At 68.6% G+C, this 22,306-nt stretch carries 23 protein-coding genes and 1 pseudogene; 10 read left to right on the forward strand and 14 right to left on the reverse strand.

What is annotated here, in order from left to right; all coding sequences use genetic code 11:
* Positions 1 to 3: 3 nt before the first annotated feature.
* The 11 genes from JL37_RS16020 to JL37_RS16070 are packed head-to-tail and all read right to left on the reverse strand — an operon-like array spanning position 4 to position 9,294.
* The gene (locus JL37_RS16020; protein ID WP_081955084.1) at positions 4 to 2,355 is read right to left on the reverse strand and encodes an MMPL family transporter; all 2,352 of its coding nucleotides are present in this window, start codon (positions 2,353 to 2,355) and stop codon (positions 4 to 6) included.
* Positions 2,339 to 2,962, reverse strand: a complete 624-nt coding sequence (locus JL37_RS16025; RefSeq protein WP_052097263.1) for an outer membrane lipoprotein carrier protein LolA — start codon at positions 2,960 to 2,962, stop codon at positions 2,339 to 2,341. Before JL37_RS16025 ends, JL37_RS16020 begins: the two co-directional genes overlap by 17 nt.
* Entirely contained in the window at positions 2,959 to 3,402 is a 444-nt protein-coding gene (locus JL37_RS16030; RefSeq protein ID WP_043545291.1) for a thioesterase family protein, read from the reverse strand. The genes JL37_RS16025 and JL37_RS16030 overlap by 4 nt, the downstream gene beginning before the upstream one ends.
* Positions 3,395 to 4,318 carry a glycosyl transferase gene (locus JL37_RS16035; RefSeq protein ID WP_043545292.1) on the reverse strand — a complete coding sequence of 308 codons (924 nt, stop codon included), beginning with the start codon at positions 4,316 to 4,318 and terminating at the stop codon, positions 3,395 to 3,397. Before JL37_RS16035 ends, JL37_RS16030 begins: the two co-directional genes overlap by 8 nt.
* Complete coding sequence (locus JL37_RS16040; RefSeq protein WP_043545294.1) at positions 4,315 to 5,067, reverse strand: glycosyltransferase family 2 protein; 753 nt, start codon at positions 5,065 to 5,067, stop codon at positions 4,315 to 4,317. Before JL37_RS16040 ends, JL37_RS16035 begins: the two co-directional genes overlap by 4 nt.
* Positions 5,064 to 6,755 (reverse strand): AMP-binding protein, encoded by a 1,692-nt coding sequence (locus tag JL37_RS16045; RefSeq protein WP_043545295.1) that lies wholly within the window; start codon positions 6,753 to 6,755, stop codon positions 5,064 to 5,066. The genes JL37_RS16040 and JL37_RS16045 overlap by 4 nt, the downstream gene beginning before the upstream one ends.
* 3 nt (positions 6,756 to 6,758) lie before the next feature.
* The gene (locus JL37_RS16050) at positions 6,759 to 7,307 is read right to left on the reverse strand and encodes a membrane protein (RefSeq protein ID WP_043545296.1); all 549 of its coding nucleotides are present in this window, start codon (positions 7,305 to 7,307) and stop codon (positions 6,759 to 6,761) included.
* Positions 7,304 to 7,558 (reverse strand): acyl carrier protein, encoded by a 255-nt coding sequence (locus JL37_RS16055; protein ID WP_043545299.1) that lies wholly within the window; start codon positions 7,556 to 7,558, stop codon positions 7,304 to 7,306. Before JL37_RS16055 ends, JL37_RS16050 begins: the two co-directional genes overlap by 4 nt.
* A gap of 17 nt (positions 7,559 to 7,575) precedes the next feature.
* The gene (locus JL37_RS16060) at positions 7,576 to 7,836 is read right to left on the reverse strand and encodes a phosphopantetheine-binding protein (protein WP_043545300.1); all 261 of its coding nucleotides are present in this window, start codon (positions 7,834 to 7,836) and stop codon (positions 7,576 to 7,578) included.
* 34 nt (positions 7,837 to 7,870) lie between these two features.
* Complete coding sequence (locus tag JL37_RS16065) at positions 7,871 to 8,680, reverse strand: 1-acyl-sn-glycerol-3-phosphate acyltransferase (protein WP_043545792.1); 810 nt, start codon at positions 8,678 to 8,680, stop codon at positions 7,871 to 7,873.
* A complete protein-coding gene (locus JL37_RS16070; protein WP_231570360.1) occupies positions 8,677 to 9,294 on the reverse strand; it encodes a beta-ketoacyl synthase chain length factor in 618 nt (205 codons plus the stop codon). The genes JL37_RS16065 and JL37_RS16070 overlap by 4 nt, the downstream gene beginning before the upstream one ends.
* A gap of 323 nt (positions 9,295 to 9,617) precedes the next feature.
* On the opposite strand from JL37_RS16070, the gene JL37_RS16075 reads away from it, so the two are divergent.
* The 5 genes from JL37_RS16075 (at position 9,618) to JL37_RS16095 (ending at position 14,400) form a co-directional block, all read left to right on the forward strand.
* A complete protein-coding gene (locus JL37_RS16075) occupies positions 9,618 to 10,175 on the forward strand; it encodes a 4'-phosphopantetheinyl transferase superfamily protein (protein ID WP_231570361.1) in 558 nt (185 codons plus the stop codon).
* A gap of 91 nt (positions 10,176 to 10,266) precedes the next feature.
* Positions 10,267 to 11,484 carry an NO-inducible flavohemoprotein gene (gene hmpA, locus JL37_RS16080; protein WP_043545302.1) on the forward strand — a complete coding sequence of 406 codons (1,218 nt, stop codon included), beginning with the start codon at positions 10,267 to 10,269 and terminating at the stop codon, positions 11,482 to 11,484.
* A 58-nt stretch (positions 11,485 to 11,542) separates the two neighbouring features.
* The gene (locus JL37_RS16085; RefSeq protein WP_043545794.1) at positions 11,543 to 11,980 is read left to right on the forward strand and encodes an Rrf2 family transcriptional regulator; all 438 of its coding nucleotides are present in this window, start codon (positions 11,543 to 11,545) and stop codon (positions 11,978 to 11,980) included.
* Positions 11,981 to 12,087: 107 nt separating this feature from the next.
* The gene (locus JL37_RS16090; protein ID WP_043545304.1) at positions 12,088 to 13,338 is read left to right on the forward strand and encodes a D-amino acid dehydrogenase; all 1,251 of its coding nucleotides are present in this window, start codon (positions 12,088 to 12,090) and stop codon (positions 13,336 to 13,338) included.
* 159 nt (positions 13,339 to 13,497) lie between these two features.
* Positions 13,498 to 14,400 carry a DMT family transporter gene (locus JL37_RS16095; RefSeq protein WP_043545305.1) on the forward strand — a complete coding sequence of 301 codons (903 nt, stop codon included), beginning with the start codon at positions 13,498 to 13,500 and terminating at the stop codon, positions 14,398 to 14,400.
* Here JL37_RS16095 and JL37_RS16100 read toward each other — a convergent pair.
* On the reverse strand, positions 14,397 to 15,062 hold the full coding sequence (locus JL37_RS16100; protein ID WP_043545307.1) for a flavodoxin family protein: 666 nt from the start codon (positions 15,060 to 15,062) through the stop codon (positions 14,397 to 14,399). The two genes, JL37_RS16095 and JL37_RS16100, sit on opposite strands and share 4 nt — an antisense overlap.
* 126 nt (positions 15,063 to 15,188) lie before the next feature.
* Here JL37_RS16100 and JL37_RS16105 point away from each other — a divergent pair, with 126 nt between their 5' ends.
* The 4 genes and pseudogenes from JL37_RS16105 to JL37_RS16120 all read left to right on the forward strand — a co-directional run bounded on the left by JL37_RS16105 (position 15,189) and on the right by JL37_RS16120 (position 18,526).
* Complete coding sequence (locus JL37_RS16105) at positions 15,189 to 16,118, forward strand: LysR substrate-binding domain-containing protein (protein WP_043545308.1); 930 nt, start codon at positions 15,189 to 15,191, stop codon at positions 16,116 to 16,118.
* Positions 16,119 to 16,222: 104 nt separating this feature from the next.
* Positions 16,223 to 17,128, forward strand: coding sequence for a LysR family transcriptional regulator (locus JL37_RS16110; RefSeq protein WP_043545310.1), 906 nt, complete (start codon positions 16,223 to 16,225; stop codon positions 17,126 to 17,128).
* Positions 17,129 to 17,252: 124 nt separating this feature from the next.
* Positions 17,253 to 17,513, forward strand: a pseudogene (locus tag JL37_RS16115) (glutathione S-transferase N-terminal domain-containing protein); the annotation flags it as partial.
* Between the two features lie 41 nt (positions 17,514 to 17,554).
* The gene (locus JL37_RS16120; RefSeq protein WP_043545311.1) at positions 17,555 to 18,526 is read left to right on the forward strand and encodes a pyridoxamine 5'-phosphate oxidase family protein; all 972 of its coding nucleotides are present in this window, start codon (positions 17,555 to 17,557) and stop codon (positions 18,524 to 18,526) included.
* On the opposite strand, the gene JL37_RS16125 is transcribed toward JL37_RS16120, so the two are convergent.
* On the reverse strand, positions 18,523 to 18,978 hold the full coding sequence (locus JL37_RS16125) for a helix-turn-helix domain-containing protein (RefSeq protein ID WP_043545313.1): 456 nt from the start codon (positions 18,976 to 18,978) through the stop codon (positions 18,523 to 18,525). The two genes, JL37_RS16120 and JL37_RS16125, sit on opposite strands and share 4 nt — an antisense overlap.
* A gap of 122 nt (positions 18,979 to 19,100) precedes the next feature.
* Between JL37_RS16125 and JL37_RS16130 the strand changes: the two genes are divergently transcribed.
* Complete coding sequence (locus JL37_RS16130; RefSeq protein WP_043545314.1) at positions 19,101 to 20,327, forward strand: MFS transporter; 1,227 nt, start codon at positions 19,101 to 19,103, stop codon at positions 20,325 to 20,327.
* Between the two features lie 177 nt (positions 20,328 to 20,504).
* Here JL37_RS16130 and JL37_RS16135 read toward each other — a convergent pair whose 3' ends face one another.
* Positions 20,505 to 22,274 (reverse strand): acyl-CoA dehydrogenase, encoded by a 1,770-nt coding sequence (locus tag JL37_RS16135; RefSeq protein ID WP_043545316.1) that lies wholly within the window; start codon positions 22,272 to 22,274, stop codon positions 20,505 to 20,507.
* Positions 22,275 to 22,306 lie beyond the last annotated feature (32 nt).

A 22,306-nucleotide genomic window follows, 5' to 3' on the forward strand; every position in this document is an offset into this window, starting at 1 on the left:
CATTCAGTTATTGAAAGAAGGATGCTGCGCTGCTGCCTGGGGCGCCCGGATCCAGGGCGCCCAGAGCAGCGAAAAGGCCACGCCCAGCGCCACCGCCAGCCCGAAATTGGCCAGGGCAGGTGTGTGGCTGAGGCCAAGAAGGCCGAACGACAACAGCGTGGTGGCGGCGCTCAGCAGGATGCCCACGAGGCTGGCGGGAGCGCCCGCGACCCGCTCGTACATGAAGATCGCGTAGTCCACGCCGATGGCCGATACGAGCAGCAGGCCGAACAGGCTGAAGAGCGTGAGAGGCTGGCCGAGGTAGCCCAGCGCGGCCAGGCTGCAGGCGGTGGCCGCCAGGGGCACGGCCAGGATGCGCCAGGTCGCGGCGCGGCCCAGGGTCAGCAAGAGCAGGACGGCTGCGGCCACGTACGACAGCAGCTTGAGTTCGGCGGCCTCGATGCGGGTCGCCGCGAACATGCGGTTCAGCTCGCCGCTGCGATCCACGAGCGTGACGCCCGGCGCGGCCTGGGCAACGGCATCCAGGGCGGACGCGTTGCGCAGGCCCAGCAATGTCACCATGCCCGCTGCCTCCCCGCCGTGCGTTCCCAGCCACAGCGGGCGCCAGCGCTCGGCCTGCTGGCCTTGCAGGGCCTCGTCGATCGAGAGCGGGGCCAGCTTGTCCATGGCCTGCAGTTCCCGCCGCAGGGCCTCGTAGGGTATGCCCAGATCGGTAAGGGGTTTCCAGACCTCGGGGCGGCCGGCGCTTGCGGCCAGGTGCCGTCCCAGCGCCTTCTGGTCGGCCGCCGGCGATACCAACTGGCTCAGGGCGCTGTAGGACGCCAGATCCCCGCGCTCGACCAGCCCGTCCAGCGCCTGCGATACCCGGGCCTGCCGGCGCAGCAACTCGTCCGTATCGGGCGCGCGCACCAAAAAGAACTGGCTGGTCGGCACGAAGCCGGTAATCTCGCCGATCTGCCTGGCCTGTTGCACCAACGGCGCGGGCAGGCTCAGCCACTGGCGCAGGTCGTCCTGGATGCCGAGCCGGGAAACGCCGCCAACGGTGACCGCGGCCAAGGCCAGGCCGCCCAACCACAGCACGCCGCGGCGGGAAGCCACGCGTTCGCGCGCGTTCAGGGCGGCTTGCGCGAAACGCAGCAGCGGCTGCCAGGGGCGGGGGCGCCAATTCTTCATCCAGGCCGGAAGCTGGCACACGGTGCAGGCATAGGCGCCGAGCAGGCCGGCAGCCGAGAACACCGCTGTCTGCGTGAGGGCCGGGAACGGCGTGAATGCCAGGGCGATGTATCCCACGAGGCTGGCGGCGAGGCTGATGGTGAGGCCCGGCAACACCCGCCGCAGCGCCGGCCAGGCCTGCCAGTTCGCCATGCCATAGCTTTTGCCCAGCCAGTGCATCGGAAAATCGACGGCCACGCCGATCAGGCTCGTGCCGATCACGAGGGTAAGGAGATGGATCGATCCGAATACCGCCACGCAGGCCACGGCGCCCGTCACGAGGCCGACCGCCACGGGCACGAACGCCAACAGCGCGCGGGCGCGCCGCAGCGCAAGCAGCAGGACCAGGACGATGCCGATCGTGGCGCCCGTGCCGATCGAGCTGCTTTCGGCCACGGCCTGCGCCCGGCCGGCGGCCGCATACAGGGGGCCGCCGGCCACCAGCAATTCGGCGCCGTCCGCGTCCAGCACCCGGCGGTCCTGTTCCAGCTGGGCTGCGATGCGCTGGGGCGCGTTGGAGTCGAACGCGTTGCCCTGGGTTTCAGCGCGCACCAGGACCCAGCGCTTGCCGGCCTGCTCCGCCTGCAGAGTGCCCGTGCGGATGTCGTACTGCACCGCGCCGCCGGGGTGCAGCGCCTGTTCGGCGCGGCGGGTGAGTCCAAGCCAGTCCTGGTCCGCGGGCACCAGCCCCGACGATGAAAACGGATCCGACAATTCGCGCGCGCGGCGCTGGGCGTAGGAGGCGGGGTCCGTTTCGAGCTGGCGCCGGTCCGCCGCCGGCAGCATGGCCAGACGGCCGGCCACCAGTTGCGCGCGCAGCGCCGCCAGGTCGACGGCGAGCTCCATCTGCACGGTGGAGAACAGGCCGCTGTCCGTCCAGCGCTGCGCCAGCCGGCGCGCGGGGGCGGCGGAATCCGAGCCCGGGCGCGCCGCGACCAGCGCGATGAGCTGGCGGGACAGGGGCTCCTGGATGCGGGCCTCGGCCAGTTGGCGCGTGGCGTCGGTGCCGGCTTGCGGGACCAGGTCCATCAGGTTGGCCGACACGGGCCAGCCGTCGCGGCATTGCCATGCGCCGATGCAGAGGATCAGCAGGAAGCCCAGCTTGAACAGCCGGGGCAGCCAGCGTTCAGTCGGCAAACGCACTTTGTTCCTCGGCCGTCAGGGTCTGGGCGGCTGTCGCGTCCGTCATCTGCAGCACACTGCGGTCGCCCTGGGTCTCGCGCAGTTCGATGCGGTCCACCAGCGCCGCTCCGTTGATCCGGATGCTCTCGAAGATCTGGCGCAGAAGCGCCGACCTGGGGGTCAGCACCAGCTGCCAGGCATTCGATTCGCCGCTGAGTTCCAGGTCGAAATTCTCGCGCAGCCCGGCGGTGTCTCCGGCCAGCACGGACAGGAACAGCTGGTTCTCGCGGCTTGCGCCGGAGCGCTGCGGCAGGGCCTGCCACTTGCCGGTTTCGTCGCGGCGGGAGATGCCGGAAGCATCGATGCGCAGGTCCTGGGCGATAGGGGTGCGCAGCAGCCACAGCAGGCCCTTGCCCGTCGCCAGGGTGAAGTCGCCGCGGCTGGTCAGCGGCTGCGGCAGCGAGCGCAGGAACTTCTGCTGCACGAAGTGGCCCCGAACGACGGGAGCGGCGCGCAACTGCTCTTGCAAGTCGGCCAGGTCGAAGGCGTTGGCGTTCCAGGACAGGAAGGCCAGGACCAGCAGGGCGCCCAGGCGGCCCGCGAGGAGGGGAGCGAACAAGCGCCTCATACCGGCGCCTCCATGGATTGAAGCCGCCGCTGCACGGCATCCCTGAGCTCGGCAGGAGACGCCAGCTGCATTTCACGGGTCCGCATGCAGACCGCGACCTGCTCGGAGGTGGCGCGCGTGAGACGGCGGCCGCTCTCGGCGTCCAGAATCAGGTAATTGATCTTCAGGCGATGCTCCCATTCCACGAGTTCGGCGCGCACGGTCAGGCGTTGTCCGAACTGCGCGGGCTGAGCGTAGCGCAGGTGCAGGTCGATCACCGGCCAGGCGTAACCGCTGGCCCGCATGGCATCGTAGTTGTAGCCCAGCATGTCCAGCAGTTCGCAGCGGGCCTGTTCCAGGTACTTCACGTAGTGGCCGTGCCAGACGACGTTGATCGAATCGACGTCGAAGAAGGGCACCCGGATTTCGACTTCAGCGCCGATGAGGCCTCGTTTACGCATCGTCTTTCCAGAAGGGGTAAAAGTTGAACCATTGCAGAGGCGCCTGGCGGCAGTGCGCGGCGAGGCGGGCGGCATAGCGTTGGGCCGAATCGGCGATCCGCGCCTGGCGGGTGGCGCGCGTCCACTCGATGCCGTCGGAAAAGCGTTCCATGGAGACGCGGTAGCGCCGGCCGTGGCGCGTGCAGAACAGCAGGTTGACCGGACAGCGCAGCAGGCCGGCCAGCAGCCACGGGCCTTGGGGCAGCAGGGCGGTGGCGCCGAGAAACTCCACGGGCGCCGTGCGGTCGCCCTCCAAGGGAACGCGGTCGCCGGCGATGGCCAGCCATTCGCCGCGGTCCAGCCTTTGCGCCAGGTCCAGCATGGTGGGAGCGTCCAGTTCGCTGACCTGGATCATGCGCAAGCCGCCGCCAGCGTCGTTGAGCATGCGGCTGAAGCGGGCCGCGTGCTTATCGTGGACCAGCACGTTGAGCTTCAATGCGCCGGTACGTTCCGCCAGCGCGCGGCATACTTCGATGTTGCCCAAATGCGAGCCGACCAGGATCTGGCCGCGGCCCTCGCCCATCTGGCCGTGCAGGCCGTCGGGGTCCGAGATATCCAGGCTGGCCAGCGTGATCCTGCCCTGCCAGACGTCCAGCTTGTCCAGTATCGCGTGGGCGAAGGCGAGGTACTGGCGATACACGGGCATGCGGCGCGGCAGCGGAACGGGCATGTCGCCGGATTGCGCGAGCCGGCGCTGGTAGTCGGCAATGGCGCGCCGAGCGCGGGCGCCGGAAAGGTAGAAATACAGCACGACCATCCAGACCACGGGGGCGACGAGCCGGCGCCCGAGGTTGCGAGCCGCCCAGGCCGTCATGCGCATGAGCGCCAGGCTGCCGCGCTCGGGCTGGCCCGCCCAGTGCCTGTCCATGGCCTTCATGGTTGCGGGCCTCGCGCCAGCCGGCGCCACAGCAGCGCGGGCGAGCGCGCCAGCATGCCGAAGAACAGGCGCGCGTGCATGCGGCTGATCAGCACGTTGTCCCGCACGCCCTTGAAGTGCGAGATGCCGCCTTCCGGGTAGGCCACGCGCGTCGGCAGCCAGACCATGGCGACGCCGCGCCAATGCAGCCGCACCAGGATGGCGATATCGAAATCCATGCGCTGGCCGACGTGGCCCCGGTCGATCACGGATAGCGCCTGGCGCAGCGGGTAGACGCGGAAACCGCACATGGCGTCGGGGATGTCGGCGGAGAGCGTGTTGATCCAGACCCAGACGCGGGTCAGCCACCGGCCGTAGAGACGGCTGCGCGGCACGTCGTCGCCGTACACCGGAAGGCCGCAGATGACGGCCTGCGGATTGGCGCGCGAGACGTCCGCGAACGCCGCCGCGTCCGGCAATGCATGCTGTCCATCGGCATCCACCTGCAGGGCGTGGGTATAGCCGAGGGAGGCCGCCGCGCGCAGCCCGTCCTGCACCGCGGCGCCCTTGCCGCCGTTCGCCGCGCGCCGCAGCAGGTGCGTGCGGGGCTTGGCCGCCAGGGCATCCAGTTCGGCGGCGCAAGCGGGCTCCGAGCCATCGTCCACCAGCACGCAAGGCAGGCCTTGCGCCGCCAGTTGCGCGTGCACCGCGCCCACCGTGGCGCCGTGGTTGTACACGGGGATGACCGCGCAGAGCCGGTGCGCGGTCATGGCCGGCCGCCTTCGAGGATGCGGCCCGATGAGCATGGCGCGCCCTCGACCGTGAAGGCGAAGTGCAGCTTCCGTTTCGAAGCGTCCCATTTGAGCGCCAGGGAGGCGACGTCGCCCGGGCGAAGCAGCCGCTGGAACTTCAGGACTTCCATGCCGGCGAAATGAAAGCCGGGGCAGAGATCTCGCTGCGCCAACGACATCGCCCAGCTGATCTGCGCCACTCCCGGCACCACGGGGGCGGAGGGGAAGTGGCCGGTGAAATAGGCGAGATCGTAGGGAATGTCCAGTGTGTACCGGCGCTCGTTTTCCGCTTGGCCCGGCAGTTCCCGCGCTTCCGGGGCCAGGGGACGGGGGCCCGCGGCGGCCTCGAATTCATGGCGCGGCAATTTGCCTTGCGCGTTGCCCGGCAGCTGCGAAAAGAAGCGCCAGGTGCGGGGAAGGGCCAGCGATTCGAAGCCCGCGGCCAGATGCGCGCGCAACGCGGCGGTCACCGCTTTCCGGCCTTGGTTGCGCAGGGCGTGCAGGCCCTTTGCCGACAACGCGACCAGGGCGGCAAGGCGCGGCGCGCCGGCGATTGCGCCCAACCGCGCTTCCGTGACGTAGGGATGTCCCGCCAGGGCCCGTTCCAGCATCGGCAGGGAGATGCGCTTCTCTTCGATCTTGACGATGCGGTCCAGGCGGCCAAGCAGCCGGAACCGCCCGCAGACAAGCTCCGCGCCGTCCGCCGTTTGCTCTTCGGCGGCGTTGACCCAGGGGGATCGCACGCGCAGCGCGCCCTCGGCGTTCAGGCTGACGGCGACGCCGGGCAGCGGCTGCCAATCCTCCGCGCCCCGGCGCCACGCGACCGCGCCCGTCTCGGAGCTGCCGTAGATCTCGGTGGGGCGCAGCCCCAGATGGCGTTCGATGTGGCCGGAGACCTCGGCGGGCAGCTCGCCGCCCGATGAATGGATGCGGACCAGCCTGCCGCGCAACGCCTTCCAGTTCAGTCGTTCGCCCAGGCGCCGCAGCAGCGCGGGGCTTGCGATCCAGACGAAGGAAGGATGGCGCAGGCTGGCTTGCTGCAGGTCCTCGGGGTAGATGCGCTGGGGGCGGTCGAGGAGCCGTCCGGCGGATAGCGGCCACAGCACCCTGAAGGGCAGGCCGTACATATGCTGGGCCGATACGCTGCCCAGCACGGGCGTGTCCGCGTCGGGCCATTGGTCCTGCAGCGCGCGGACCTCGTCCATCAATTGCCGCCAGGTCTTGGCGATATGCTTGGGCCGTCCGCTGGATCCCGACGTGCACAGCACCAGTCCGAGCGCGGGATCGAGTTCGGCGGGCGCCAGCGGCGGGTGGCCTTCAAGATCCTCCAGCCGCCACTGCCGGTCCGCCGGCACGGGCAGGGCCGCATCGGTCAGCCAGGCATCCACGGTGGCGTCGAGCGCGGAGCAGGTGTGCGCCTGGGCATCGCCGGGGAGCACGGCGACCACGCCTGCGCGCCAGCAGGCCAGGAGGGCGACCGCCATCTGCGCGGCATCTTCGAACCATAGCGCCACGCGGCGCAGCGGCTTTGCCTGCAATCCGCCGGCCGCCGCCAGGCTGGCCTGCGCGAAAGCGCCGCGCGACAGGAGCGGTTCGTCGGCGACGGGAATACCGGCTTCCTCGGGCGGAGCCGGCAACAGCAGATGCGTCAGGGGAATCCAGGCCATGGTTCAAGCCACTTTGGCGGCGGCGGGGCGCAAAATCCATTCGCCGGCGAACAACAGGCCCATCAACCCGTAGCTGATCGCGCCGTTGTACGCGACCCACCAGCTCCAGGGCGCCCAGGCCGCGAGCGCCGCGGCTATTGCGCCGTTCAACGCGAAAAAACCGCACCAGACCCGCGTTACGTTGCGGGTGTAGCGCACGCCCTCGGGCGGCAGGTCGGGATGGCGCAGCCGCGCCAGGCGTTCGATCACGGGCCGGCCAGCCTTCAGGCTGGCGCCGAAGATCGCCAGCATCATGGCGTTGATCAATACCGGATACCAGCGCAGCCCGGCTTCCGAATCCGAGACCGCCAATATCACGCAGAAGACGATGGCCACGGCGGGCAGCAGGCGCGAACCGGGTTGCCTGGCGCTTGCGGTCAGGCCGCGCGCCAGCCACAGCAGCGCCAGCGGCAGGACCACCCAGGCCACGCTCAGGCGCCCCAGCGCCGCATGGACGGCGAAGGGGTAAGCGATGCCGGCCAGGGCCAGGGCGGCCGCCGCGCCGTGCCTCATGCGGCGGGATCCTGCTTCTGCCACATGGCCTGCACGACGTCTTCGACGGTGCGCACGGTCCGGAAGTCGTTGGCGTCGAGCTTGCGGCCGGTCTGCCGGCGCACGTGGTCGATGAGGTCGATGGCGTCGATGCTGTCGATTTCAAGATCGGTGTACAGGTTCGCTTCGGGCGTGATGCGTTCCGGTTCGATCTCGAACAGTTCGACCAGCGCGCCGCGCAGCGTATTGAAGATTTCCTCGCGGGTATGCATCGTGAACTCCGTATGCGTTAATCGTGGCGTTGCGCGGTGACAAAGGCCGCCAGCTTGGCGATGCTGGCGAAATGCTCGCGCATGTTCCTCGTTTCCGGATCGATGGTGATGCCGTAGCGTTTTTGCAGAGCGAGGCCCAGCTCCAGCGCGTCCACGGAATCCAGTCCGAGTCCGTCGCCGAACAGATGGGCGTCGCGGTCGATGTCCTCGGGGGTGATGTCTTCCAGCCCCAGGGATTCGATGACGAGGGTCTTCAGTTCAAGTTCCAGTTGATTCATCCAGCGTGGACTCCGCATTCGCCGCCATGGGCGATTATTTGTTCAGTGGGGCGCCGGAGGGCGCGGTGCGCGCCAGTTCGGCTTCGAAATAGGCGTGCAGGTGATCGTTCATCCTGCGTCCGGCGATCGGCAGCGGATGCGCGGCGCTCCAGGTGGCGGGGTCGATGTCCTCGCCGACATGGATGACGTAGCGCATCCGGCAAGGCGGAATCCGGTACCAGGGCTCGCCCTTGGTCAGGCTGCGCGGATTCATGCTGATCACGACGGGCGTCACGACGCGCGCCCCGCGCAGGGCGATGGCGCAGGCGCCCCGATGGAAACGCGGCATGGTGTCGCGCGGCGTGCGGGTGCCTTCGGGAAAGACGATCAGGGTTTCGCCGCTGCGCAGCACGTCGGCGGCGCGGTCGAACATGTCGAAGCTTTCGTCGTTGGTGATGTAGCGGGCGTTGGCGATCGGGCCGCGGGTGAAGGGGTTCGTGGCCAGGCTGTGCTTGACGATGCAGTTGGCGTTTTTGACGTGGCCCACCAGGAAGACCACGTCCAGCAGCGAGGGGTGGTTGGCCAATATCATCTGCCCGGGCTGGCCAAGGCGTTCGGCGCCCCGGAACTCCACGGTCAGGATGCCGACGCGGACCATGAAGCGGATGAAAAGGCGGAAGGTGCGGTTCAAGGTCCAGCGCGCCCGGCGCTGGCGGTCGAGCGTGTCGCCGGGCAGCAAACGCTGGGAGGGGAAGACAAACGCGCGCAGCAGCACGCCGCCCAGCCCGAACAAGGTGAACGCCATGCCGGTGGCGACGAGCCGCCAGAGCCAGAAATCTTGCCGGTGGTGCGTGGTGCTGGTCATGCCGTGCGCGTCCAGGTCCACTGGCGGGCGTGGTTCGCGTGCCGCCAGGCATGTGTGCGCAACAACAGGTGGCGCAGCAGGTTCAGGGGGTTGGGCCAGGCCTGCCGCGCATCGGCGGCCGGCGCCGCCTGCTGCGGATCCAGGGCCAGGGTCCAATCGGCGCCCGGGCGCAGGTGGAGGGCGACCGCATAGGTGCACGGCACATCCTGCGTCCAGGGGGCATACGGGGCGGGCGGCAGCTCTTCGGCCAACACCACCAGCACGTCCTCGTGGCCGTGGGCCAAGAGCATGGCGGCTTCGGCGATGGCGTGCTCGAGGCCGTCGTCTTCCACGGACAAGGCGACGGATTCGGCCGTTTCACGGCGTATGATCGACCACTGCGCGGCGATCGAGTTATGCACGGACAGGCCGAACGCGGTGGGGGAAAGCGGCTCGTCCGCCGCCAGCGATTGCAGGAGCCCGAAGTTCCGGGTGGTTTCGCCATGCCGCGAGGCATAGACCAGCGGCATGCCCGGCCGGCCTTCGGCCATGGGCCACGCGCACGCAAACACGCCGCGAGCCAGGGGGCTCAGGCGGCGGCGTTGCAGGGGGGGCAAGAAATCCAGGCTGGGCACGCTCTGATTCCCGAGGGGACAGTACGGATGTTCCGCCCAGTCCAACCAAGCTTCGGGGCTATCGATTCCTGGCGTCCAACCTTGCCATTGCGCGATTGAAAACGTCAACATAGCGCGCGATTCTACTACGGCAGATTGTAGTACTTTTGACTTATATAGTTACATAAGACGCATTTTAACCGTATTTTTGTATTTGTTTTTACCTTAGATTACTTTTGTTCGTGAAAACTCAGGAACTTTTTGTCTGGTGGGCGGATGCACGGGCCGCCCGCCGTTACAGGATAGAAAACCTGTCCGCCGACGATTTACGGCGGGCGCAGGCCGTGCGCAGCGCGAAGGCTCAGGGTGATTGGCGGGTCAGCCGCGCGCTGTTGCACGAGGTCCGCGCGGAGCTGCCTCCTGGCGGCGCCACGTCGCTCAGTCACAGCGGCGGTTCCGCGGTCTGCGCCGCGACATCGGCGGCGCGGCCGCTAGGAGCCGATCTGGAGAGGATCCGGCCCCGCGAGGTGCTGCGGCTGGCGGATTGGGTCTGCACGCCCGAGGAGCGGGGCGTGCTTGCCGGCCTGGACGGCGCCCGCCAACTGCAACACTTCTACCTGATGTGGACGCTGAAGGAAGCCTTCATCAAGGCGGCGGCGCTGGATTTTCCCGCGGATATGGCCTCGGCCGGCCTGGCGGCGGGGCCGGACGGCGCATGGCGCCTGCGCGCGCCGCCCGGGCGCTGGAAAGCCTGCTCCTGGCGGCTGGGCGATGAATGGATTTCTTCGGTCGTATGGGACGTGGGCACAGGCGAGTCCATCCGTCCCTTATGGCGAACCGTAACGGGTTGCGAGTTGCCGGCGGTTACCGTTTTGGGGGAGTGGGAATCGGGCTTGGTTTGATCTCTGGTTCAGGGTTTTCCATTAGGTTTTAAAAGATGTATTATAAATATATGTTTAATGGCGAACACGATCGCACCACAAGGAGCAGTAGATGTTGAGTCCCCAAATCCGCGCCCTGGTCAAGGGCACGGCCCCCGTCCTCAAGACGCATGGCGTTGCGCTGACCCGGCATTTCTATGCCCGCATGTTCCAGCACAATCCCGAGCTCAAGCACGTCTTCAACCAAGGCCACCAGGCAGGCGGCGAGCAGCAGCAGGCGCTGGCCGGCGCGGTCGCGGCCTATGCCGAACACATCGACGATCCCTCGGTGCTCATGCCGGTCGTGACGCGCATCGTGCACAAGCACGTCAGCCTGGGCATCCGCCCGGAGCACTATCCGATCGTGGGCAAGCACCTGCTGGCGTCCATCCGCGAAGTGCTGGGCGAGGCGGCTACGGACGAACTGGTGGACGCCTGGGCTGCGGCCTACGGCCAGCTGGCCGATCTGCTGATCGGCGAAGAAGCGCGCCTGTATGGGGAATCGGCCGCCAAGCCGGGCGGCTGGACGGGCTGGCGCGCGTTCCGCGTGGTGGGCAAGCAGCGTGAAAGCGCCGAGATCACCTCGTTCTACCTGGCGCCTGCCGACGGCGGCGCGGTGCCGGCTTATCAGCCGGGCCAGTATGTTTCTGTGCGCCTGTACGTGCCTGAACTGGGCCTGATGCAGCCGCGCCAGTACAGCCTGTCGGACGCGCCGGGCCAAGACCGCCTGCGCATTTCGGTCAAGCGCGAAGCGGGCAGCGGCCAGACGCCGGCCGGCCGCGTTTCCACCGCCCTGCATGACCGCCTGGAAGAGGGTGGCGTGCTGGACGTGGCGCCGCCGCAGGGCGATTTCCACCTGCGCGAGGAAGGCAAGGCCCCGGTCGTGCTGCTGAGCGGCGGCGTGGGTTTGACTCCCATGGTCTCCATCCTGAATCACCTGGTGCGCCTCAACGACGACCGGCAGATCCGTTTCGTGCACGGCTGCCGCAACAGTTCGGCGCATGCCATGAAGGAGCACATCAACAGCATCGCCGCGGAACGCGACAACGTGCGCAAGGCGGTGTTCTACGAGGAAGTGGGCCATGGCGATCAGCGCGGCCGCGACTACGACCATACCGGCCGCGTGGACTTGCATGCCATCCGCGAGGACGCCATCGTTCCGGGCGCCGACTACTACCTCTGCGGCCCGGCCGGCTTCATGCGCGCGCAACGCCAGGCCTTGACCAGCCTGGGCGTGGCCGAGGACCGGATCCACGCCGAGGCCTTCGGCAGCGGCGGCGCGCCCGCCTGAGCGGTGTATCCTGGCGGCCTGCTTGCCCGGGGCCGCCGGGGATCTTCCCATCCATGCCATGCAACTGACCCGATTCACCGACTTCGGCCTGCGCATCCTGATGTACCTGACGCAATGCCGCGACCGGCCCTCCGCCGTCACCATTCCGGAGATCGCGGACCGCTTCGGCGTGTCGCGCAATCACCTGGTCAAGGTGGCGCACTTCATGGCGCAACGCGAGTGGATCGATACATCGCGGGGCAAGGGGGGCGGCCTGCGCCTGGCGCGGCCCGCCGCCGACTACCGGGTGGGCGACCTGATCCGCGAGCTGGAGCAGCAGGGGCCGCTGATCGATTGCCGCGAACCGCCTTGCGCGCTGGACGGTTCGTGCCGGCTGTCGGGCGTGCTGGCGCAGACCCTGCAGGCCTTCTACGAGGCCCTCAACGGCTATACGCTGGCCGACCTGGTGCGCGACCCGACCGCCGCGGCCATCATCCGCCTGCACCGCGCCGCCTGAGGCGGGGCATGATGTTTTGTTATGGATCCTGCGGAGTTTGGCATTTGCCGGACTAGCCGCGCGCACCCCAGAATAGGCTGAATTCCCTGTTTTCTGGATCTAGGCATATGCGCGTTTGCGTTATCGGTGCTGGCGTCGTGGGTGTTACGTCGGCTTATTTCCTGGCGCGCCAGGGCCACGATGTGGTGCTGGTGGACAGCCAGCCTCGTCCGGCCGAGGTCTCCAGCTACGCCAACGGCGGGCAACTCAGCTATAGCTACGTGGCGCCGCTGGCCGGCCCCGGCGTGTTGCCCAGTGTGCCCGGCTGGCTGTTGCGCCAGGATTCCCCGCTGCGTTTCCGGCCCCGGCTGGATCCGCACCAATGGCGCTGGTGCCTGCAGTTCGCGCTGGCATGCCGGGAATCCGTGGCGCGGCAGTCGACCGCGCAACTGTCCGGCCTGTCCTACCTCAGCCGCGACGTCATGCATACCCTGCTCGAGCAGGAAGACCTGGACTTCGGCCATCTGAAGAACGGCAAGCTCATCGCCTACCGCAGTCCGGCCTTGCTGGAGAAGGCGCGCGCGCTGGTGGAATACCAGGCGGCGCATGGGGCCGAGCAGCAGGTGCTGGACGCGGCCCAGACGCTGGCGCTGGAACCCGCGCTGGCCGGGATGGGCGGCAGCCTGGCGGGCGCAATCTTCACGCCTAGCGAAGAGGCGGGCGATTGCCGCCAGTTCACGGAAGCGCTGTTCGATCGCCTGCAGTCCCTGGGCAACGTGCAGTGCGCCATGTCCAACCCGGTCTCCGGCCTGCAGCGCGAAGGCCGCCGCATCGTGGCCGTGAATACCCGCGACGGCGATATCGGCGCGGACGCTATCGTGCTGGCGACCGGCATCGGCACACGGACGCTGCTCAATCCCCTGGGCCACGACGTGCCGCTGTATCCGCTGAAGGGCTACAGCCTGAGCGTGCCGCTGGCCGATGACGACGAGTGCGTGGCGCCCAGTATCAGCGTGACGGACTACGAGCGGCGCATCGTCTATGCCCGCGTGGGCAGCGTATTGCGCATCGCGGCCATGGTCGACATCGGCAGCGCCAATGCCGATATCGATCCAGCGCGCATCGCGCTGCTCAAGCGCCAGGTGCACGAGGCATTCCCGGCGCTGGACCTGCGCCAGGCCATTCCGTGGGCCGGACTGCGGCCGGCCACGCCGACCGGCAAGCCCCTGATCGGACGTAGCCCTGCGGCCGACAATCTGTGGCTAAACATCGGGCAAGGGGCGCTGGGCTTCACGCTGGCTTGCGGCAGCGCCGCGCTCCTGACCGCCCAGATGGCGGGCCTGCCGTTGCCGCTCGACCCCGCGCCGTTCCGTCCTTGAAGATCGGGTATGTCCATTTCTAGATAGTTGCTGCCTTTTCATCGGCAGACGGACTGATCTGCGCTCAATAGGATATCGATCCTGTGCCGCCACGCACGCCGCCTCCCGGCGCCGCGCGCGGCGCGCAGCCGATCCCTCATTCCCCGAGCGCAAACCATCATGTCCTACCTGTTTCCGCTGTTCGCCATCCTGTTCTGGGCGGGCAACGTCATCGTTTCCAAGATGGCCGCCAGCGCCATCTCTCCCACCGCCATCACCTTCTACCGGCTGGTGCTGGCGCTGTTCCTCATGGGCCTGTTCACGGCCCGGCCCGCCTGGCGCAACCGCAAGACCCTGCTGCGCCACTGGCCCAAGCTGGCCTTGTACGGCGCATTGTCGTCTGCCGTATTCCAGGCGCTTTCGTACCGGGCGGCCGAGACCACCACGGCCACCAACATGGCCATCCTGACCGCGCTGATTCCCTTGCTGAGCATGTTGCTCAGCGTGGTGATCCTGCGCGATCCGCTGACCCTGGGCATGGCCGCGGGCGGCGCGCTTTCGTTCCTCGGCCTGCTGTACCTGGTGGGGCAGGGGGACGTGTTGAGCGTGTTCCAGCACGGCATCCACGTGGGCGACGGCCTGATGCTGCTGGCGGCCCTGTCCTATGCGCTGTACGGCGTGCTGCTGCGGCACTGGAAGGTGCCGGTGCCGGCGTGGCAATCGACCTTCGTGCAGTCGTTCTTCGCGCTGCTCTATATGCTGCCCCTGTACCTGCGCGTGCCGGCCGCGCAGGCCGCGCTGGACGTGAACACCATCCCCTTGATTCTCTACGCCGGCATTTTTTCGTCCGTGCTGCTGTCGTTCCTGTGGATCGAGGGCGTGCATCGCCTGGGGCCGAACCGCTGCAGCATCTTCATCAACCTGCTGCCGCTGTTTACCGCGCTGGCCGCCTTCGTGATGCTGCGCGAAGAGTTGCACATGTACCACCTGCTGGGCGGCGCGGTGACGCTGGCCGGCGTGTTGCTGGCGCAGACCGTGCAGCGGCCCCTGTTCGGCCGCTCCCGGGAGCTGGCGCTGGACTAGGGCCGTTCACGGGCGGTGGGCTGCTCGGCCGATTCCCACACATTGCGGGCCCGGGGCGTCTCGATCCGGTAGTCCGAATACTTCCGCGTAAAGAAATCCGCGCCCAGCCTGGCGGCCGCCTCCAGCGGCTGCCAGGGATCCGCCTCGACCTCGCCGCGCAGATTGCCCACGCCATGCACGTAGCCAACGAAATCCGAGTGGGTGTAGCGCGCGTACTCCTGGACCTGGTGCACGATGCCCAGCGCCGCGCCGGGATATGTTTCTTCCGACGCCACGGCCAGCCCCAGGCGCTTGCCGGCCATGCGGGCCTTGACCCGCTCCGGCTCGGGGCCCGCGCCGGCATAGTGGCCGAATGACCTGTCGAAGAAAGCCTTGGTCTGCGCCGACATGCCGTACCAATAGATGGGCGTGCAGATCAGCGCGCCGTCGGCCGGCAGGAAGTGTTCCAGGAACAGCTCCGCATAGCGGTCGGAGGGCGCGGGTTTGCGCCGCAAGTCGGGCAGGAATTCTTGGATGTAATCGTCCAGGAACAGGAGGGTGGCGGAGGCGCCGGCGGCTTCGGCCCCGCGTAGCGCGGCCGCGCCGAGCGCCGCGCTGTTGCCATCGCGCCGCGGGCTGCCCACCAGGATGAGCAGGCGTTTTTCAGGATGATGTGAATTCATGCTGGATTCCTTGTTTACGCATGCGATGTTCGATGCGACAAGGAAAATTTAGATTTAAAGGGAAGTGGCGACAAATGAGGATTCCTAAACTAAGATGAGTCAATTTCATCTGAATGGCAGGCATCCATGTTCGCGACGCTTCCTGTCACGGCGCTGCGCACCTTCGAGGCGGCGGCAAGGCTGCGCAGTTTCAAGCTGGCCGCGGCAGAGCTCTCGGTCACCGCTACGGCTGTTTCCCATCAGGTCAAGGCGCTGGAGCGGCACGTGGGGGTGGCGCTGTTCGATCGGGTGCCGCGCGGCGTCCGCCTGACCGGCGCGGGCGAACGCCTATTCGCGCGCGTGCACGGGGCGCTGCTCGACGTGGCCCAGACGCTGGACGCCTTGCGTCCCACGCCGGCCTCGGGCGCGCTGACCGTATCCACCACGCATTCGTTCGCGGCATTGTGGCTGGTGCCGCGGCTGGGACGATTCTACGAGGCCTATCCGCAGTACCAGCTGCGCCTGAACGCCACCGCCGAACCCGTGGACCTGCTGCAGGACGCCAGCGTGGACGTGGCCGTGCGCTACAGCCGCCGGCGCTTTCCCGACCTGCACGCCGCCTGCATGCTGCAGGAGTGGTTTGGCGTCTATGGCGCGCCGGCCCTGGCGGCGCGGCAGGGCAAGCGCCCGCCCGCGCTGGTGACCGTGCGCTGGCGCGATTCGCCCTTGTATGACCAGGGCTGGCAGGATTGGTGCGAGGCGGCCGGGCTGCCGGCCTGGCTGCGGCCGGCGGCGGAGCATGCCTACACGGAGGAACATTACGCCTTGCAGGCCGCCATCGCGGGGCAGGGCCTGGTGCTGGCCAGTTCCGTGATGGTGTCGGACAGCGTGGGCGCGGGGACCCTGGCGCCCTATAGGCCGGAGGTCCAGGTGGAGGGCGCCGCCTACACCGCCCTGTGCGCGCCGGGCCGCGAACGGCATCCGCCGGTCAAGGCTTTCCTGGCCTGGCTGGGCCAGGAATTCCAGGCCCAGCCAGGCGCGCGGCCTGGATTGACGGGCGCTGAGAGCCGCTTCTAATATCGTCCCGCAAATCGGCGCTTTCCGCGCCGATGGCTTTGGAACACAGACTATCGCATGAGGCCTGCCACCTTAGTACCGCGCCGCATCGACCGCCGCGAACCATGAACCGCTTCCATGAAATGAGCGTATTCCTGGCGGTGGCCGATGCGCAGAGTTTCGCGGGCGCGGCCAGGCGCCTGGAGATGTCGGCGCCCGCCGTCACGCGCAGCGTGGCCGCGCTGGAGAGGCGGCTGGGGGCGTTGCTGGTCGTGCGCACCACGCGCAGCCTGCGCCTGACCGAGGCCGGCCAGCGCTATGCCGCCGATTGCCGCCGCATCCTGGAGGAAGTGGAGCAGGCCGATGACGCGGCCGCCGGCGCGATGGCCGCGCCGCGCGGCGCGCTCAGCATCACCGCGCCCGCGTTCTTCGGGGAACTGCACGTGATGCCGGCCGTGCTGGGATACCTGCGTGCGCACCGCGAGGTTTCGGTGCGCACCCTGCTGGTGGACCGCGTGGTGAACCTGCTGGACGAAGGGATCGACGTGGCCGTGCGCATCGGCGCCTTGCCCGATTCTTCCTTGACGGCCGTGCCGGTGGGGCAGGTGCGCCGTGTTGTCTGCGCCGCGCCCGCCTTCCTGCGGGAGCATGGCGTCCCCGAGGATCCGGACGCCTTGCAGCGCTATTGCACGATCACGGCGGCGCTCGAAGGACGGGGGGCGCAATGGCGTTTCATGCAGGACGGGCAGCCCAGGCGGGTGCGAGTGGATTCGCAGCTGACGGTCACGACATTCCAGGCCGCGGTGCTGGCGGCCTGCGAGGGCTGGGGCCTGACCCAGGTCGTGTCCTACCAGGTGGCGCGGCACCTGGCCAGCGGGGCATTGCAGGTGGTGCTGCGCGACTTCGAGCTTCCGCCGTTGCCGGTGCACGTGGTGTATCCGGAAGGCCGTAAAAGCTCGGCCAAGGTGCGCAGCTTCGTCGAGTTCTGTGTCGAGGCCTTGAGGCGCGACCTGGCCGCGCCGCCGGCCTAGGGCCCGCGTCGGGGCCGCGCGGCTTTCTTTCACGCGGCGCAAGAGTGTCTTGCGCTGGCCGGCCGTTCACCCGGGGCCGGCGCGGGTTCAAGATGGAGGCTGCCTCCAACCTGGAAAGCCCCTCATGCAGACCGCCCAGCCTCCGCTTCTGATCTTCTACAGTTTCCCGCTGTCCGGCCATGCGCATCGCGTGGCCCTCATGTTGTCCGTGCCGGACGTGCCGCACAGGACGACCGACGTGGATTTGCGCGGACGGGAACGGAAGCTTCCCGCCTTTCTTGCCCTGAACGCGTTCGGGCAGGTGCCGGTCATCGACGGCGGCGGGGTCGTGGTTGCGGATTCGACCGCGGTGCAGCGCTGGCTGTCGGCGGCCTCCGGCCCGCTCGCCGCCTGACCGCGGCCGCCCGGGCCGCAAGGAACGCGATCATGCCGATAGCCGAAACAACCATCGACACGCCGTCGCCCTGGCATGCGGGGGAAACGCTGCTGCAGCGGCACGCGGGCGTGGCCGAGCGCATGGAGGTGGCGGGGCGCAAGGTCATCCGCGACTACATGCCGGACCAGCACCGCGAGTTTTTCGCGCAGCTGCCATTCCTGGTGGCGGGGGCGGTGGATGCGCGGGGCGATCCCTGGGCGGGCGTGCTGGAAGGGCTGCCCGGATTCGCGGTGTCGCCCGATCCGCGCATCCTGCGCGTGGCCGCCATGCCCGACGCCGACGACCCATTGCTTGCCGGCCTGGGCGCGGGCCAGCCGGTGGCGGCACTGGGCATCGAGCTGCATACGCGCCGGCGCAATCGCGCGAACGGACGCATTTCGGCCTGGGACGGCAAGCGCTTCGATATCGCCGTGGCGCAGTCTTTCGGCAATTGCCCGAAGTACATCCAGACGCGGGATTTCCATTTCTCCCGCTCGCCGGCCTTGCGCTTCGCCGGGGCGCCGCGAGAGCGCGCGGGGCTGGACGATGCCGCCCGCGCGCTGATCGCGCGGTCCGACACCCTGTTCGTGGCGAGCTATGCGGACGCCGGCGAGCGCACCGTCGACGTGTCGCACCGGGGAGGCAAGCCCGGCTTCGTGCGGGTGGAGGGCAACGTGCTGACCATTCCCGATTTCTCGGGCAACCGCTACTTCAACACGCTGGGCAACATGGTGCTGAATCCGCGCGCGGGGCTGCTCTTCATCGATTTCGAGCGCGGCGACGTGTTGCAGCTGTCGGGGCGCGCGGAGGTGATCCTGGACAGCCCCGAGATCGCCTCGTTCGAAGGCGCGGAGCGGCTGTGGCGGGTGCATGCGCGCCGGGTGGCGTTCCGGCCGGGCGCGCTGGCCCTGCGCTGGCGCTTCGACGCGTATTCGCCGGCTTTGCTGGCGACGGGGCAGTGGCCCGGCGCGCAGGGAGCCTAACCCGCCGGCGCCACTTTCTGCACCACGGCGTCTTCCGGCCCGATCAGGCGGCCATCCTGTGCGCGGACCTCCAGCCGGCGCACGGGCTGGCCGCGCTTGCGGTCGATCAGCGTGGAATGGGCTTCGGCGGACGTGTAGTAGTGGTCTTCGCCCCATTGGCGCAGGCCGACGATCACCGGAAAGAGCGCGCGGCCCTTGTTCGTCAACACATATTCCTGGTAGGCGCTGCCATCGGAAGCAGGGGCCGCGGCCAGGATACCGTGCGCCGCCAGCGTGCGCAGGCGGTCGCTGAGGATGTTCTTGGCCACTCCCAGGCTTTTCTGGAATTCCCCGAAGCGCCGCAGTCCGTCGAAGGCGTCGCGCACGATCAGCAGCGACCACCAGTCGCCGATCGCATCCAGCGAGCGCGCCACCGGGCAGGAGGCGCCTTCAAGACTTGTGCGTTTAACCATGTCGGATCCTTGCGGTAGGGCGGTCGATGACGTGCGGCAACGGCTGATTGCAATTTCGGTTGCATTATAAAACCATAAAACCTAGTATTCTGGTTTTGTAATGAAACCAGAAGGAGATCGCCATGCCCACCTCATCCGCAGCATCCGTTCCCGACCCCCCGGCAGGGACGCCCCGTTCACTGGTCCTGCTGCTGGCGGTCGCCTGCGCGCTGAGCGTGGCCAATGTCTATTACGCGCAGCCTTTGCTGGATGCGATCGGCCGGGAGTTCGGCATGGCCGAAGGCGCGGTGGGCGTCGTCGTGACTGCCACGCAGTTGGGCTGCGCGCTGGCGCTGGTGTTCGTGGTGCCCCTGGGCGATCTGCTGGACCGCCGCCGCCTGATGATCGGACAGTTGGGGCTTCTGGTGCTGGCGCTCGCCGCCGTCGCGCTGGCGACGAACACGCCCTGGCTCTTGATCGGCATGGTGGCGCTGGGCCTGTTGGGAACGGCCATGACGCAGGGCCTGCTTGCGCTGTCGGCGGCCCTGGCCGCGCCCGGCGAGCGCGGGCGGGTGGTCGGCGCGGCGCAGGGAGGCGTGGTGATCGGGTTGCTGCTGGCCCGCGTGCTGGCGGGCGTGGTGGCCGACGCGTGGGGCTGGCGCGCGGTGTACGTGGTGTCGGCGGGGTTGGCTGCCGTGCTCGCGGCGGTGCTGGCCCGCCGCCTGCCGCGGCGCCGCATGCCCACGGTGGACCTGGGTTACTGGGCGCTCCTGCGTTCGCTCTACGGCTTGCTCGCGGCCGAGCGCGTGCTGCGCGTGCGCGGCATGATCGCCTTGCTGATGTTCGCCGCGTTCAGCGCGTTCTGGACCGCGCTGGTCCTGCCCTTGAGCGCGCCGCCCCATTCCTTGACGCACACCGCGGTGGGGGCCTTCGGGCTGGTAGGCGTGCTGGGCGTGCTGATGGCCGCGCGCGCGGGGCGGCTCGCCGACCGCGGCCTTGGCGAGCGCACGACCGCGGCCGGCCTGGCGCTGCTGTGCCTGTCCTGGGTGCCGATCGCCTTCCTGGACCAGAGCCTTTGGGCGCTGGCGCTGGGCGTGCTGGTCCTGGACGTGGCCATGCAGGCCCTGCACGTCACCAACCAGACGATGATCTTCAGCATCAGCGCCGAGGCGCATAGCCGGCTCGTGGGCGGCTACATGATGTTCTATGCCGCGGGCAGCGGCCTGGGCTCGATCGCGGCGACTTCGGTGTACGCGCAGGCCGGCTGGGTGGGGGTGTGCGCGCTCGGCGGCGGCATCAGCCTGGCCGCGCTGCTGTTCTGGGCCGCGACCTTGCCGCGCGGCGTGAACGCCCGGCTCGCCCGGCCGTAGGATGGGTAGAGCGCGAGATCACCTGGGCAAAGACGCAACTGCCCCGCGCGCGCAACCCATGCGGCCATGGACAGACAGTGCCCTGCATCGGCCGAAAAACAATCTGCCCATGGCCGCATGGGTTGCGCGCGCTGGACAGCCTTGTTCTAGCTTAAGAACTCTCGCGCTCTACCCATCCTACGGGTGGACCTCGTAGTCTTTCGAGCCCAGCACGACAGCCGCCAGGCCGGGCGCCTGGCTCAGCTTGTGCAGCGCATAGCATTGCGCCGTGGCGATCTTGGCGTCGTGGAATTCGGGGTCTTCCCCGCGATGTTCCAGGCTGGCGAGCAGGGAGCGGCCCATTTGCCAACCGGCCAGCGTGGTGCCCGCCAGCAGCAGGTAGGGCACGGCGGCGCCGAACACGGCGTTGGGGTGGCTGGCAGCGTTGGCCAGGACGAAGTCGACCGCATCCGACAGGGCCGCGCTGGCCCGGCGCAGCGGCGCAAGCACGCGGCCCGCGGCGGGATGGGCGCTGGCTTCCAGAGCCTGTTCGGTCTGGCGGACTTGCGCCAGCAGCGCGCGGGCGACCGCGCCGCCGTCGCGCAGGGTCTTGCGGCCGACGAGATCGTTGGCCTGGATGGCGGTGGTGCCCTCGTAGATGGTGAGGATGCGGGCGTCGCGGTAGTACTGCGCCGCGCCCGTCTCTTCGATGAAGCCCATGCCGCCGTGCACTTGCACGCCCAGGCTGGCGACGTCGATCGACATCTCGGTGCACCAGCCCTTCACGATGGGCACCAGGAATTCCTGGACGGCCAGGTGGCGTTTGCGGGCCTCGGCGTCGGGGCTGGCGTGGGCCAGGTCGGCGTGGCCCGCGGTGACGTAGGCCAGCGCGCGGCCGGCCTCGGTCAGCGCGCGCATGGTGCCCAGCATGCGGCGCACGTCGGGGTGCTGGATGATCGCCACCGCGTCGCGCGAAGAGCCGTCCACCGGGCGGCTCTGCACGCGTTCGGCGGCATAGGCCAGCGCATGCTGATACGCGCGGTCGGCCACGGCGATGCCTTGCACGCCCACGGCGTAGCGGGCGGCGTTCATCATGATGAACATGGCGTCCAGGCCCCGGTTCTCCTGGCCGACCAGGTATCCCAGGGCTCCGCCGTCATCGCCGAACTGCAGGGTGGCGGTGGGGCTGGCCTTGATTCCCAGCTTGTGTTCGATCGAGACGCAATGGACGTCGTTGCGGGCGCCCAGCGTGCCATCCTCGTTGACCAGGAACTTGGGCACCAGGAAGAGCGAGATGCCCTTGACGCCCTCGGGCGCATCCGGCAGGCGGGCCAGCACCAGGTGCAGGATGTTCTCGGCCAGATCGTGTTCGCCGTAGGTGATGAAGATCTTGGTGCCCGAAATCCGGTACGTGCCGTCGCCCACCGGTTGCGCGCGGGACCGGATCATGGCCAGGTCGGACCCCGCCTGGGGCTCGGTCAGGTTCATGGTGCCGGTCCAGCGGCCGGCGATCATGGGGCCGATGTAGCGTTCGCGCAGTTCCGGCGAGCCCGCGGTCATCAGGGCCTCGATGGCGCCGTTGGTCAGCAGCGGGCACAGCGCGAACGACAGGTTCGCTGCGTTCAGCATTTCAGAGCACGGCGAGCCGATCAGGCCGGGCAGGCCTTGGCCTCCGTATTCGATGGGATGCGTCATGCCTTGCCAGCCGGCTTCGGCGTATTGGAGGAAGGCCTGCTTGAAGCCGGGCGAGGTGCTCACCGAGCCATCGCGCCAGGCGCTGGGATCGAGGTCGGCGGGATGGTTCAGCGGCGCCAGCACGTCGCCGGCGAAGCGCGCGGATTCCTCCAGCACGGCGTGGGCGGTATCCGGCGTGGCCTCTTCGAAGCCGGGCAGGGCGGCCACTTCGGGCAGGCCGGCCAGATGGTTCAACACGAACAGCATGTCTTTCACGGGGGCTTGGTACGTCATTGCGTCGGAGCTCCTGGATGAGGTTGGGGCGC

The organism is Achromobacter sp. RTa (assembly GCF_000757485.1).
Lineage (GTDB): Bacteria > Pseudomonadota > Gammaproteobacteria > Burkholderiales > Burkholderiaceae_B > Achromobacter.